The sequence below is a fragment of the Stenotrophomonas sp. 05L413 genome, from assembly GCF_056397945.1.
In genome coordinates this window covers 230249-242589 of sequence record NZ_JBFTOL010000006.1, presented here as the reverse complement: position 1 = coordinate 242589, position 12341 = coordinate 230249, and the positions used below count along the sequence as shown (strand labels likewise).

The window sequence follows — 12341 nt, the reverse complement described above, 5'->3', positions numbered from 1 at the left end:
CCCGTGACCCGCACCGGCCGGACGCAGCGGGCAGCAGACGGGGCGCGGCATGATCCTCGATCTGATCCGCCACGCCAGCACGGGCCGCGACGATCATCTTGATGGCCGCACCGATCCGCCGCTGCACGAGGGCGCGACCGACGCCCTGTGCGCGCGCTACGCCGGGCTGCCCTGGCAGCGGGTGCTGTCCTCGCCTCGGCAGCGAGCGCTGTTGACCGCCGAGGCATTGGCCTTGCCCCACGCGGTGGACGTGGAGGCCGATGAGGAATGGGAAGAACTGGATTTCGGCGACTGGGACGGGCTCGCGCTGGAGGCGCTGCCGATGGATGCGCTGTCAGCGTTCCATCTGGACCCGCACGCCAACCCGCCGCCGCATGGCGAAAGCTGGGGCCACTTCGAGCGCCGCATCGCGCGTGGACTGCACCGGCTGCTGGATGAGCCCGAGCCGGTCCCGACCCTGATCGTCAGCCATGGCGGACCGCTGCGGATGGTGCTGTCGCAGGTATGCGGCCTGCCGATGGCGATGTGCTGGGCGCTGCGCATCGATCACGGCACGCGGCTGCGCCTGCGCGTGGAGCGCGAGGACGACCGGCTGTGGGGCGAACTGCTGGAGCTGCAGCAGGTATGAGGCGCGCGGCTACCGACGGTGTGTCGGTAGCCGTGGATCAGCGGTTGTCATCGTCCATCTCGAACGGCGGCGCTTCGTCGCCGTCATCGTCGCGATGCTCCACGGTGCGGTCGTAGACCGGGCCGGAGGCGGGCGGCGCCTTCTTCAGCGGCTGGTCGGCGATGATCGCTTCGTACTCGGCCACCAGCACGGTGCGGCGCGCCTCCGGCAGTTCCTGCCAGTGGCAGTCCTGCAGCGCACCTTCCAGCGAGTAGAGCAGGTTCAAGCTGGGCTTGAAGCCGGCGCGGCGCACTTTGACGAAGGCACCGACCGCGCCGACCGCCACCAGATCTTCCGGCGTACGCAGACCGACCTGGCGCAGCCATGCTGCGCTCTTCGGGCCGATGTTGCGCAGCTTGACGCCACTCATCCCAAAGCCTCGACGAACACCGCGGCGATGGCTTCCAGCCCGGCCTGGTCCTCGGCATCGAAGCGCGCCAGCGAGGGGCTGTCCAGATCGAACACGCCGACCAGCTCGCCGTGGTGGACCAACGGCACCACCAGTTCCGAGCGCGAGGCCGAGTCGCAGGCGATGTGGCCCGGGAATGCATCGACGTCTTCGATACGCTGGGTCACCCGCTGCGAAGCCGCGGCGCCACACACGCCCTTGTCGAGTGGAATGCGCACGCAGGCGGGCAGACCCTGGAACGGGCCGACGACCAGCTCCTTGCCATCGAAGAAATAGAAGCCGACCCAGTTCAGGTGCGGCAGGGCGTGGTAGACCAGCGCCGACAGGTTGGCCGCATTGGCGATGCGGTCGCGCTCGCCGTGCACCAGGGCGCGGGCCTGGGCCAGCAGCTGGCCGTACTGTTCCGGCTTGCTGCCGGTGAGCGTGGAGGTATCGAACATGGCCGCAGTCTACCAAGCGCAGCGGTTGGGTGCCCCCGGGGCCGGCCGAACACAGCGGACCGCACCGCAGCGCTGCCGGGACGGCGGATAATGGCGCGTTTCCGCCCCCGGTCGTCCCCATGCCCCTGCCTGCGCCGCGCCCTGCCGCCCTGTTCGTCACCGGTACCGACACCGGCATCGGCAAGACCTTCAGCAGCTGTGTGCTGCTGCATGCCCTGCGCCGCCACGGCGGCACCGCGGTGGGCATGAAGCCGGTCGCCAGTGGCTGCGAGCGCACGCCCGAGGGCCTGCGCAACGAGGACGCCACGGCCCTGCTGGCCGCCAGCATGCCGATGCCCGCATATGACGACCTCAACCCGTTCGCGCTCGAGCAGCCGCTGGCCCCGGAGATCGCCGCGGCGGAGGCGGGCGTGCAACTGTCGCTGGCGCCGATCGAGGCCGCCTTCGCGCGCCTGCGCGCCAGCGCGGACACGGTGGTGGTCGAGGGCGTCGGCGGCTGGCTGGCGCCGCTGTCGGCCAGGCTGGACCAGAGTGATCTGGTGCACGCGCTGGCGCTGCCCGTGGTGATGGTGGTCGGGCTGCGGCTGGGCTGCCTCAACCATGCGCGGCTGACTGCCGAGGCGATCGCGGCCCGTGGCGCGCGCTGCATCGGCTGGATTGCCAACGACGTGGACCCGAGCATGGCACGCCGCGACGAGAACGTCGCACTGCTCACCGCGCGGCTGCCGATGCCATGTTGGGGGCGCCTGCCGTATGCGCCGGGCGTGGACCCGGCCCGCCTGGCGGACCGGCTGGTGTTCTGAGTGTCAGGTGCCTGCGCGCGTCTGCAGGGCGGTCGCCAACCGGCCGACCGTGGCGATCGCGCCGAGGAAACGCGCGTCGAGTTCCTGGCAGCATGACAGGCGCAGGCAATGCCGGTAGCGGGCACCGCGCGAGTACACCTGGCCGGGCATGAACACCACGCCCTCGGCCAAGGCCTGCTCGAACAGCTCCCCGGCATCGATCGCGGCAGGCAGCTCCACCCACAGCAGGAACCCGCCGGTCGGCTGGGTGGCCGACGTGCCGGGCGGGAAGTGCTGCGCGATCAGGCCACGCACGTGGCTGACCTGGTCGCTGTAGAGCCGACGCAAGCCCCGCAGATGATGCTCATAGTTGCCGGCCTCCAGGAACGCGGCAACCGCGTCCCCGAGCAGGCGTGATTCTGCGCCGGAAGAATGGAACTTCAGCAGCTGGATATCGGCGGCGAAGCGGCCACCGTCGAGCCAGCCGATGCGGTAGTCCGGTGCCAGCGTCTTGGAGAAGCCGCTGCAGACCATGATCCAGCCATCGCGGTCAAAGCTCTTGGCCAACGGCTCCAGCGGTTCCTTGAACTGCAGTTCGGCGTAGACCGCGTCTTCGATCAACGGCACCTGGTAATGGTTCACCAGCGCGGCAAGGCGCTGCTTGTTCGGCACGGGCATGCTGCCGCCGAGCGGATTGTGCACGGTCGGCATGGCCATGATCGCGGCGATGCCGCCGGCGGCGAGCAGCGCTTCCAGTGCATCCAGATCGAGTCCGTCGCGCGGATGGGTGGGCAGCTCGATCGCGCGCAGGCCCAGGCTGCGCAGCAGCGGGTAGATGTTGAAGTAGGAGGGCGCTTCGATCGCCACCGCATCGCCGGGTTGGGTCACCACGCGCAGCGCAAGCTGCAGGGCTTCCATCGCGCCATGCGTGAGCACCAGCCGGTCCGTGGTGGTGTGCAGCCCCAGCCGTGGCCCACGCTGCACGATCTGCGTCAGCAGCCGTGCCGCACCGTTGGGACGTGCGTAGGTCTCCACCGTGGTGGCGGCCCGGCGCAGTACCTGCGCGGTGGTGCGTGCCAGCTGGGCACCGGGATAGAAACGCTTGCCGCGCGGGCCGGCGAACGCCAGATCGACGATGTCCGGTTGCTGCTGTGCGGCCAGTACGCGGGCCATCATCGCCTGCTGCGAGGGTGCGGTCGGTGGTGAGGGCGCCTGCCGCAGCGACTGGGTCGGTTCGGGCAGGCGCGGGCTCACCACGAAGCCCGCCTTGGGCCGCGGCAGCACCAGCCCGGCATCTTCCAGCTGCCGATACGCGGCGATCACCGTGTTGAGGCTGAGGCTGCGCTGTGTCGCCAGGCCGCGCAGCGACGGCAGCCGGGTGCCGACCGGCAAGCGACCACTGCGGATCGCATCGGCCATTTCATCGGCCAGGGACTGGTAGAGGTTGGTCGCCATCGGCATCTGCATCCACGGGTATCTGTAACCGTGCGGATGCCAGCCATCTGCATCTGTATCCGCCTCGGGACGCAGCCTACCATGGGGCTCGATGACTTCCCTCGCGCACGGCAGAGCGATGTGTGCCGTGCGTCTTTTCTTCTGGTTCCCCGCGTGATCAGCGCGCCGAAATGGTGGTGCTCACCAGGCGCGGCTGCTCGCGGTACAGCGCCGGGTACTGCTGCTTCAGCGCGGCCACCTTGGGCAGGTCGTTGATCCGGATGTACAGCGATTCCGGATGCAGCGTGAGGTAGTTCTGGTGATACCCCTCGGCGGCGAAGAACGGCTTGCCGCCATCGACCTGGGTCACCACCGGCGCGGCGTAGGACCTGGCCTGCTGCAACTGGGCGATATAGGCGCGGGTGGCATCGCGCTGCGCCGCGTCGTCGGCATAGACCGCCGAGCGGTACTGCGTGCCTCGGTCCGGGCCCTGCCGGTTGAGCTGGGTCGGATCATGCGCCACCGAGAAGAACACCTGCATCAGTTGGCCATAGCTGACCTGGGCCGGATCGTAGGTGACCTGCACCGCTTCGGCATGGCCGGTACCGCCGCCGCCGACGCGCGGGTAGGTGGCATTCGCCGCACTGCCGCCGATGTAGCCGGAGAGCGCGTTGTCCACGCCCTTGATGTGCTGGAACACGCCCTGCACACCCCAGAAGCAGCCACCGGCGAATACCACCTGTGCACGCTTCACACCGGGTTGGCGCAGGTCGGCCTTGCCTGCAGGTGGCGGCATCGCCGCGGCTGTGATGGCTGCGGCGGCGTGTGCCGGTCGATCCAGACCCAGCACCACGCTGGCGGTGAGTGCCGCGATAGCGACAGCGATGCCGCCTGCAACGAGTTTGTCGACTGCGATCTTCATGCGATGGCTCCTCACCCAAACGTAAAGGCGTAGGCGTGCACGCCCGGATCGAGGAACTCGATCTCGAAGGTGCGCTCCTGCACGGCGCCGGACTGGCGGATCAGCTGATACAGACGGTTTTCATCCACGCGGCCGTCGCCGTCGGCGGAGATGTCTCCACCGGCCGCAGCGCCGGGCGCCTGCCCGTCGATGCGCACGCGGAACCGGACCGGCTTGCCGTCCTCGCCCGGCGCCAGCACCAGGTGCAGGTCGCGCGCATGGAAGCGGAAGGCGATGCGGCCGCCGCGTGTCTCCAGCCGGGCGTCTTCGTTGCCCACGGTCCAGCGCCCGGCCAAGGCCCACTGGTTGTGCTGAAGGGTGGCAGGCACGGTGTAGTCGGCAGGCTTATCCTGGTGCAGGCCACCGGGCGAGGCGAAGTTCTCGGCACGCGCATGGCCGAGGTAGGTCTCCGGTGATTTGAGGTTGCTCATGTCGGCCTGGCGCGCCACGCCGTCCAGCGTCATCGCGACCGGTGCATCGTCACCGGGCAGGATGTTGCCGGCCTCGCGCAGCAGCTGGCGGATGATCTGCTCGGACTGCGCGTAGTTACCCTCGCCGAAGTGATGCGCGCGGATCCGGCCCTGCGCATCGATGAAGTAATGCGCCGGCCAGTACTTGTTGTTGAAGCCGCGCCAGATGGCGAAGTCGTTGTCGATCGCGACCGGGTAGGTGACCTTCAGGTCCTCCACCGCCCGCTGCACGTTGGGGAGATTGCGCTCGAAGGCGAACTCCGGCGCATGCACGCCGATCACCACCAGACCGTGATCGCGATAGCGCTCGGCCCACTCACGCACGTAGGGCATCGCGCGCAGGCAGTTGATGCAGGAGTAGGTCCAGAAGTCGACCAGCACCACCTTGCCTCGCAACGCCTGCGCGTCCAGCGGCGGGCTGTTGAGCCAGCCGGTCGCACCGGCCAGCGAGGGCAGGGTGCCTTCCACCGGCAGCGGCTGCCCAGGGGCACCGGCGGTGCTCATCATCGCCGCACCGGCCGCGGGCTGCTGCGCCGGAAGTACATCGAGCAGGCCCTGCTCCAGCTTGGCGGTGCTGACCGTGGAGAGCCGGGTCAGCACGCCGGTATCCCACCCCATCGCGATGGCGACCACCGCCAGCAACGCGGCGATGCCGAGCCCGCGGCGCAACCACTCCCCCACGCCGAGGCGGCGCTTGAGCGCGGCGAACACGCGCCCGCCGATCCAGATCGCCAGGGCCAGCGAGGTGGCCGCGCCCAGTGCGTAGGCCAGCAGCAGCCCGCTGGTGCCGACGCTGGCGCCCTGCAGCGCCGCGCCGGTGAGGATCAGGCCGAGGATCGGCCCCGCACATGGCGCCCACAGCAGGCCGGTGGCGATGCCGATCAGCAGCGAGGTGCCCACGCCCCCCCGCCCCGCGTCACTGGCCGCATCGGCCGAGGCGCTGAGCCGTGCGCCCAGCCGCTGGAACGGCGACAGCAGGCGGTCGGCCAGCGCCGGCCACAGCAGCGCCAGCGCGAACACTGCCATCACCACCAGCGCGATCCAGCGCCCGATCTGGTTGGCCTGCGCCACCCATTGGCTGCTCACCGCCGCCAGGCTGGCGACCACGGCGAACATCAACGCCATGCCGATCAGCAGCGGCAGGCCACTGCGCAGGAACGGGCGGTCCGAGCGGGCGAACACGAACGGCAGCACCGGCAGGATGCAGGGGCTGAGGATGGTGAGCACGCCACCGAGGTAGGCCAGCACGAGCAGAAGCATGGAGAGGTCCTTCTATGACGCAGGGGAGTGCGGCGCTCAGGCCGCGACGAAATTCATGGCCACGCCGTTCATGCAGTAGCGCAGGCCGGTGGGCCGCGGGCCGTCATCGAACACGTGGCCGAGATGACCACCGCAGCGCCGGCAGTGCGCCTCGACGCGGACCATGCCCAGGGTGGTGTCGCGGTCTTCGCCGACGGCATCGTGCAGCGGCGCCCAGAAGCTTGGCCAACCGGTGCCGCTGTCGAACTTGGTGGAGGAGGAGAACAACGGCAGCGCGCAGCCGGCACAGCTGAAGGTGCCACGCCGATGCTCTTTGTTGAGGGGGCTGCTGAACGGCCGCTCGGTACTCTGCCGCCGCAGCACGCTGTACTGGGCGGGCGTGAGCTGCTCGCGCCACTGCGCATCGCTGCGCATCACCTCGAACTGGCGTGCGGGTGCGGCGGGCGCCGCCGGGGCAGGGTTGCTGCAGGCGGTCAGGCCAAACAGACCGGCGGCGGCCGTCATGCCACCCATTCCAAGCACTTTGCGACGTGTGAAGCGCATGACCGATCTCCGGACACGGGGACGATGCGGCCATGCTGCGCCCGGCCCGGTCAACGAATCCTCACGCAGGGTTAAATTTTCCGTGACACATTCAGGTCGCGATCCGTCGACAATGCCGCCATGCCCTCCTGCCGCCCCCTGAGCCGATGAGCAGTGCCAAGCGTGTCCTGATCGTCGAAGACGATGTCCACATCGCCAACCTGCTGCGCATGCACCTGCGCGATGAAGGCTATGAGGTCACCCATGCCGCCACCGGCGATGAGGGCCTGGCCCTGCTGGAGGCGCAGCCGTGGAGCGCGCTGGTGCTGGATCTGATGCTGCCCGGCGTGGACGGCCTGGAGATCTGCAAGCGTGCCCGGGCGATGACGCGCTACACCCCGATCATCATCACCAGTGCGCGCGCCAGTGAAGTGCACCGCATTCTCGGCCTGGAGCTGGGTGCGGACGATTATCTGGCCAAGCCCTTCTCGATGCTGGAACTGGTGGCACGCGTGAAGGCGCTGCTGCGCCGTGTCGAGGCGATGGCGCAGAACGCACGCATCGACGCCGGCGAGATCGAGGTGGCCGGGCTGCGCATCGACCCGGTCGCACGCACGGCACTGGTCGACGGCCGGCCCCTGGAACTGACCCCGCGCGAGTTCGACCTGCTGTACTTCTTCGCCCGTCATCCGGACCAGGTCTATTCGCGGATGGACCTGCTCAACCAGGTCTGGGGCTATCAACACGACGGCTACGAGCACACCGTCAACACCCACATCAACCGGCTGCGCAACAAGATCGAGCGCGATTCGGCCAACCCGCAGCGTATCCAGACGGTGTGGGGGCGCGGCTACAAACTGGTCGATGGCCACGAGGGGGCAGACACATGATCCGCCTCACCTTGTCCCAGCGCCTGTCCGCGGTGTTCTTCGCGCTGTTGCTGCTGTGCTGTGGCGCACTGGTCTGGATCCAGATGCGCAGCACCACTGTGCATGAGCAGGAAACCGTGCAGCGCCTCTCACGCGGGCTGGCCGAGCACATCGCGCGCAGCGGCGAGTTGATGGATGGTCGCGGCATGCGCAATGGTGAAGTGCGCGCTTTGTTCGGCAAGCTGATGGCGGTCAACCCGAGCGTGGAGGTGTATCTGCTCGATGACCAGGGCCGCATCCTTGGCCATGACGCGCCGGACGGTCACCTCAAGCGCAGCCGTGTCGATCTGGCGCCTGTGCAGGCGCTGCTGCGCGACGAGCCGTTGCCGATCCTCGGCGATGACCCACGCAGCGCGACCGGCCGCAAGGTGTTCAACGCGGCGCCGCTGTGGGTGCAGGGGCATCAGGCGGGCTACATCTACGTGGTGCTGGTCGGTGAACAGCGCGAGGCGCTCGCCGCCAATATCGCGGCCAACAGTACGCTGCGCACCACGTTGTGGTCGCTGGCGATCGTGGCCGTGGTGGGGCTGCTGGCTGGCCTGGTCGCGTTCCGCTGGGTGACCCGCCCGTTGCGCCAGCTGACCCGGCGCATCCAGTCCTTCGATGTGGATAGCGCTACCCCGGACGCCGCGCCGCCACCGGCACCGGTGCGTCCCGGCGAGCGCGACGAACTGGCGATCCTGCAGCACAGCTTCGGGCACATGGCCCAGCGCCTGGGCGAGCAGTGGCAACAGCTGCGCCAGCAGGATCTACAGCGGCGCGAACTGGTCGCCAACATCTCGCACGATCTGCGCACGCCGTTGTCGTCGCTGCACGGGTATCTGGAAACCCTGGCGCTCAAGGACGCCACGCTCAGCGCCGAGGAGCGCCAGCGCTATCTCTCCATCGCCTTGTCGCAGAGCCACAAGGTCGGCCGGCTGGCCCAGGCGCTGTTCGAGCTGGCCCGCCTTGAACACGGCGGCGTGGTGCTGGACCGCCAGACCTTCTCGCTGCCCGATCTCGTGCAGGATGTGTTCCAGAAGTTCGAGCTGGCGGCGCAGTCGCGTCGGCAGACGTTGAGTGCCGACATTCCGGCGGGCGTGCCGCCGGTGATCGCGGATCTGGCGTTGATCGAGCGGGTGCTGACCAACCTGCTCGACAACGCGATCCGCCACACGCCCGAGGGCGGCCGTATCGCCGTGACCCTGCGCGCGGTCAGTGGCGAGGTGCAGATCAGCATCGCCGACAGTGGTCCGGGCATCGCCCCGGAGCGGCGCGACACATTGTTCACCGCCATGCCGGCGCTGGGCAGCCAGCGGCCGGACAGCGGCGGGCTGGGCCTGCTGATCGTGCATCGCATCCTGCAACTGCATGGGCGCGATATCCGCCTGCTGGAGAGTCGCGAGGGGGCGCTGTTCGTGTTCTCGCTGCCGGCCGCGCGCTGAGCGCCCGCGGGAGCGCGTCAGGCATCTGGCAGCAACAGCCGGAACCTTGCACCGCCGAGAACCGAGTCGCAGACGTCCGCGCGGCCACCGTGTTTGATGGCGATGATATGGACCAGGGCCAGCCCCAGTCCGAAGCCATCGGGGTGCCGCTGCAGCTGCACGTACGGCTGGAAAATGCGTTCGCGGTCTGCCGGGGCGACGCCAGGTCCGTCATCGTCCACGGCGATGACCACCCATTGCTCGACCGTGGATGCGCTTACCACCACCTCGCTGGCCGCATGGCGGCACGCGTTGCCGATCAGGTTGCCCAGTGCCAGCAGCAGCGCATCGCGGTTGGCGACGAGGGTGCGTTGATGCGAGGGCAGGAAGCGCAGGCGCCGCACCCTGCCGCCGGGCGGAAGACGCTGGTCGAGCGCGTCGAACACCTCGGCAACCTCCAATCGTTGGGTGCTGATCCGCAGGCTGCGCCCGAACTGCGCATAGGTCACGCCAGCCGAGGCAAGTTGCTCCAACCGGGTGACATCGGCTTTCAGACCTTCGAGCAGCTCAGTGCCTTCCGGGTCCTCGTCACCTACCTGCATCATTGCCAGTGCGAAACGCATCCGCGCCAGCGGGGTGCGGGTTTCGTGCGCAACCGCCTGGGACAGGATCCGCTGCCCTTCCATGACGTCCTGCAGTTGGGTGGCCATCCTGGACAATGCTTCGCGCAGGGGTCGCACCAGGTGCGTGCCGACCGCCGGTGCACCGACGGCGAGGTCGCCCTGCTGTATCGCCAGCGCCATGTGGCCCAGCGCATAGACATCACGCCAGAGCCGATACACCAGAAAATAGAGCGGCAGTGCGATGGCGATGACGAAAATGCCGACCATTACCAGCGTGTCCACGCTCGGGCTGTCGTACCAGGCGACATCGGCCTTGTCGGGTTTGGAGAAATCGCCCAGCACCAGCACCTCGCTGGAGCCAGGCAGCCGCTGATAGCTGAAATGGGCATCGTCGGTCACCACGAGTCCCCCCTGTTCGAGATGTTGCAGCGATTGGGGATAGAGCGTGTGCGGTGCCTCGGCCATTGGTATCACCCGCACTGGGTAGGCGAACTGCGTCTGCAGCAGCCGGGTCAGTTGCGGCCATTGCGCCTGCGGGGTATCGGCATAGCGAGCCTGCAGGAGATGATGGATGCCTTGCAGCTGTGTGCGGATCTGCTGGTCTTCGCCCTGCTCGGTGAGCGCGGCCCATAGGTACAGTCCGGAGCCGATAAGGATGAGGTAGGCCAGTACGAAGCCCAGGCAATAGCGCAGGAAGAGGCGGAAATGCCCGGCGTGGTGAATGGCCGTACCAGAGGACGCCATCGGGTCAGTCCCACCCGGCCCGGTTGAACAGATAGCCCTTGCTGCGGATCGTTTTGATGCGATCCGGCACCTCGCCCAGGTCGCCGAGCTTGCGGCGCAGCCGTGAGATGCGTGCATCTATCGAGCGATCCAGTCCGTCAAATCCGATGCCGCGCAGGTCGCGCAACAGATCGTCCCGGCTGAGTATCGTTCCGGCGCTCTCGGCCAGGCACAGCAGCAGATCGAATTCGGCCGTCGTCAATTCGATGCGTTTGGACTGCAGGGTCACCTCGCGGATATCGCGCTCGATGCGCAGCTGCCCGAAGCACAGCGTCGGGCGGGTCTGTCGTTGGCCGCTGTCGCGACGCAGATGCGCACGGATACGTGCCAGCAGCACGCGCGGCTCGATCGGCTTGCCGATGTAATCGTCGGCACCCAGCTCAAGCCCCAGGACCTGATCGATATCATCGGTACGGGCGCTCAGCATGCATATCACGCCGGGATAGCGGGGACGCAGCGCTGCGCACACCGCAAAGCCATCGATGCCCGGCAGGGTCACGTCGAGCAGCACCACGGCCGGATCCAGCGCAGGAATCCGCTCCACGGCACGCTCGCCAGTGAGTTCATGCAGTACGTCATAGCCGTGTCTGGCCAGATAGCCGCTCACCAGCCTGCCCAGACGCTCGTCATCCTCCACCAGTACGATATCGACCATCGCTGCATCGCCTGCCTGACCTGACGCGATCGTAAAGCAGTACGGCAAGGCATCGCCCGTCACACGCAATGCGGTGGGCCGTTCGTGAGCCGTGGTGCCGCCACGCTGAAACAAAGGACGTCAATTGGTGCAGACAACGACTGCCCGTGGCGTATACAGCAGCTTCAGTGGTGCGGCGATGGATCCGGGACGGACACTGCTGCAGTGTCGCATTCTGCACGTTGTCACGCGCGGTTACACACAGTCGACAACGGTTTCGACAGGCACACGCGCACGCCACTGACATGCGGCCGGCAGGGATCCACGCTGTGTACTCCCAACCACGGAGTCACCCATGTACATCAAGCGTTCCCTCATTGCCCTGTCGCTCGCCCTGGTCGCCACCACCGCCCACGCTTCTTCCCCTGATCGCGAAGGTGCCTATGTTTACGGTGGTCTCGGCAAGACGCACGTCAAGTCGAAGACCCCTGCAGCGGACGTGGTGCCCGGTGAAAAGCGCAAGCAGAGCGATTCGGGGACCAGCTACGCCAGCGGCGCCGGATATCGCTTCGGGCCATTCCTGGCCGCAGAAGCTTCGTTCGAGAACACACTCAAGAACAGCCGCAGCAAGGACGTGTCGCGACTGACGAACCGCTCGCTCAATGTCGGCGGGCTTGCATTGCTGCCGATTGGCGACCGTGTCGAAGTGTTCGGCAAGGCAGCGGTCGGCAGTCGCCAGCAGAGCTTGGCCCCGCCCAAGAACGCGGTGGGGGATACCAAGCGAATCCGCCAGAGCAAGTTCGGCGTCACGCCCAGCGTCGGTGCCAACGTGTACCTGACCGAGGCACTTGCCGTGCGCGCGGAGTACAGCATTCCACAGTCGGTCAACAAGAAGGTGACGCAGGCCTCGGGGGACGAAAAAATGCGCCTGAACACCTGGAACGTGGGTATGTCCTACCGCTTCTGATTCGAGCGACCGCCGCCGATCCGTGCGGATCGGTGGCGGCTTCCCAAAGTGAGCGGG

The 12341-nt window shown here is 67.8% G+C and carries 13 protein-coding genes; 5 read left to right on the top strand and 8 right to left on the bottom strand.

The genetic code is table 11. The annotated features are described in order from the left end of the window. Positions 1 to 49 precede the first annotated feature (49 nt). Positions 50 to 628 carry a histidine phosphatase family protein gene (locus AC1DIQ_RS14840; protein WP_461770676.1) on the top strand — a complete coding sequence of 193 codons (579 nt, stop codon included), beginning with the start codon at positions 50 to 52 and terminating at the stop codon, positions 626 to 628. A gap of 37 nt (positions 629 to 665) precedes the next feature. On the opposite strand, the gene AC1DIQ_RS14835 is transcribed toward AC1DIQ_RS14840, so the two are convergent. Together AC1DIQ_RS14835 and AC1DIQ_RS14830 are read right to left on the bottom strand one after the other, a co-directional pair. Beyond that, on the bottom strand, positions 666 to 1037 hold the full coding sequence (locus tag AC1DIQ_RS14835; RefSeq protein ID WP_121042482.1) for a TfoX/Sxy family protein: 372 nt from the start codon (positions 1035 to 1037) through the stop codon (positions 666 to 668). Further along, entirely contained in the window at positions 1034 to 1516 is a 483-nt protein-coding gene (locus tag AC1DIQ_RS14830; RefSeq protein WP_121042484.1) for a GAF domain-containing protein, read from the bottom strand. Before AC1DIQ_RS14830 ends, AC1DIQ_RS14835 begins: the two co-directional genes overlap by 4 nt. 119 nt (positions 1517 to 1635) lie before the next feature. Here AC1DIQ_RS14830 and bioD point away from each other — a divergent pair, with 119 nt between their 5' ends. Then, positions 1636 to 2319: a dethiobiotin synthase gene (bioD, locus tag AC1DIQ_RS14825; protein ID WP_121042486.1), complete on the top strand. Its 684-nt coding sequence runs from the start codon at positions 1636 to 1638 to the stop codon at positions 2317 to 2319. A 3-nt stretch (positions 2320 to 2322) separates the two neighbouring features. On the opposite strand, the gene AC1DIQ_RS14820 is transcribed toward bioD, so the two are convergent. The 4 genes from AC1DIQ_RS14820 to msrB all read right to left on the bottom strand — a co-directional run bounded on the left by AC1DIQ_RS14820 (position 2323) and on the right by msrB (position 6966). After that, a complete protein-coding gene (locus AC1DIQ_RS14820) occupies positions 2323 to 3753 on the bottom strand; it encodes an aminotransferase-like domain-containing protein (protein ID WP_226956653.1) in 1431 nt (476 codons plus the stop codon). A 157-nt stretch (positions 3754 to 3910) separates the two neighbouring features. Beyond that, a complete protein-coding gene (gene msrA / locus AC1DIQ_RS14815; RefSeq protein WP_478050296.1) occupies positions 3911 to 4654 on the bottom strand; it encodes a peptide-methionine (S)-S-oxide reductase MsrA in 744 nt (247 codons plus the stop codon). A gap of 11 nt (positions 4655 to 4665) precedes the next feature. Continuing rightward, a complete protein-coding gene (locus tag AC1DIQ_RS14810) occupies positions 4666 to 6423 on the bottom strand; it encodes a cytochrome c biogenesis protein DipZ (protein WP_478050295.1) in 1758 nt (585 codons plus the stop codon). Positions 6424 to 6459: 36 nt separating this feature from the next. After that, a complete protein-coding gene (gene msrB, locus AC1DIQ_RS14805) occupies positions 6460 to 6966 on the bottom strand; it encodes a peptide-methionine (R)-S-oxide reductase MsrB (RefSeq protein ID WP_121042494.1) in 507 nt (168 codons plus the stop codon). A 146-nt stretch (positions 6967 to 7112) separates the two neighbouring features. On the opposite strand from msrB, the gene AC1DIQ_RS14800 reads away from it, so the two are divergent. Together AC1DIQ_RS14800 and AC1DIQ_RS14795 are read left to right on the top strand one after the other, a co-directional pair. After that, complete coding sequence (locus tag AC1DIQ_RS14800; RefSeq protein ID WP_478050294.1) at positions 7113 to 7835, top strand: response regulator transcription factor; 723 nt, start codon at positions 7113 to 7115, stop codon at positions 7833 to 7835. After that, positions 7832 to 9298: a sensor histidine kinase gene (locus tag AC1DIQ_RS14795; protein ID WP_478050293.1), complete on the top strand. Its 1467-nt coding sequence runs from the start codon at positions 7832 to 7834 to the stop codon at positions 9296 to 9298. The genes AC1DIQ_RS14800 and AC1DIQ_RS14795 overlap by 4 nt, the downstream gene beginning before the upstream one ends. 17 nt (positions 9299 to 9315) lie before the next feature. Here AC1DIQ_RS14795 and AC1DIQ_RS14790 read toward each other — a convergent pair whose 3' ends face one another. Together AC1DIQ_RS14790 and AC1DIQ_RS14785 are read right to left on the bottom strand one after the other, a co-directional pair. Beyond that, entirely contained in the window at positions 9316 to 10761 is a 1446-nt protein-coding gene (locus tag AC1DIQ_RS14790; protein ID WP_152153064.1) for an ATP-binding protein, read from the bottom strand. Further along, positions 10649 to 11338 (bottom strand): winged helix-turn-helix domain-containing protein, encoded by a 690-nt coding sequence (locus tag AC1DIQ_RS14785; protein ID WP_121042503.1) that lies wholly within the window; start codon positions 11336 to 11338, stop codon positions 10649 to 10651. The genes AC1DIQ_RS14790 and AC1DIQ_RS14785 overlap by 113 nt, the downstream gene beginning before the upstream one ends. A gap of 334 nt (positions 11339 to 11672) precedes the next feature. Between AC1DIQ_RS14785 and AC1DIQ_RS14780 the strand changes: the two genes are divergently transcribed. Continuing rightward, positions 11673 to 12284 (top strand): porin family protein, encoded by a 612-nt coding sequence (locus tag AC1DIQ_RS14780; RefSeq protein ID WP_152153068.1) that lies wholly within the window; start codon positions 11673 to 11675, stop codon positions 12282 to 12284. Positions 12285 to 12341 lie beyond the last annotated feature (57 nt).

Excerpts from the sequence above, each read along its gene's own strand:
- AC1DIQ_RS14840 (WP_461770676.1), top strand. The coding sequence starts at position 50 with ATGATCCTCGATCTGATCCGCCACGCCAGCACGGGCCGCGACGATCAT.
- AC1DIQ_RS14835 (WP_121042482.1), bottom strand. The coding sequence starts at position 1,037 with ATGAGTGGCGTCAAGCTGCGCAACATCGGCCCGAAGAGCGCAGCATGG.
- AC1DIQ_RS14830 (WP_121042484.1), bottom strand. The coding sequence starts at position 1,516 with ATGTTCGATACCTCCACGCTCACCGGCAGCAAGCCGGAACAGTACGGC.
- bioD (WP_121042486.1), top strand. The coding sequence starts at position 1,636 with ATGCCCCTGCCTGCGCCGCGCCCTGCCGCCCTGTTCGTCACCGGTACC.
- AC1DIQ_RS14820 (WP_226956653.1), bottom strand. The coding sequence starts at position 3,753 with ATGGCGACCAACCTCTACCAGTCCCTGGCCGATGAAATGGCCGATGCG.
- msrA (WP_478050296.1), bottom strand. The coding sequence starts at position 4,654 with ATGAAGATCGCAGTCGACAAACTCGTTGCAGGCGGCATCGCTGTCGCT.
- AC1DIQ_RS14810 (WP_478050295.1), bottom strand. The coding sequence starts at position 6,423 with ATGCTTCTGCTCGTGCTGGCCTACCTCGGTGGCGTGCTCACCATCCTC.
- msrB (WP_121042494.1), bottom strand. The coding sequence starts at position 6,966 with ATGCGCTTCACACGTCGCAAAGTGCTTGGAATGGGTGGCATGACGGCC.
- AC1DIQ_RS14800 (WP_478050294.1), top strand. The coding sequence starts at position 7,113 with ATGAGCAGTGCCAAGCGTGTCCTGATCGTCGAAGACGATGTCCACATC.
- AC1DIQ_RS14795 (WP_478050293.1), top strand. The coding sequence starts at position 7,832 with ATGATCCGCCTCACCTTGTCCCAGCGCCTGTCCGCGGTGTTCTTCGCG.
- AC1DIQ_RS14790 (WP_152153064.1), bottom strand. The coding sequence starts at position 10,761 with ATGCACGCATCTCACGGCTGCGCCGCAAGCTCGGCGACCTGGGCGAGG.
- AC1DIQ_RS14785 (WP_121042503.1), bottom strand. The coding sequence starts at position 11,338 with ATGGTCGATATCGTACTGGTGGAGGATGACGAGCGTCTGGGCAGGCTG.
- AC1DIQ_RS14780 (WP_152153068.1), top strand. The coding sequence starts at position 11,673 with ATGTACATCAAGCGTTCCCTCATTGCCCTGTCGCTCGCCCTGGTCGCC.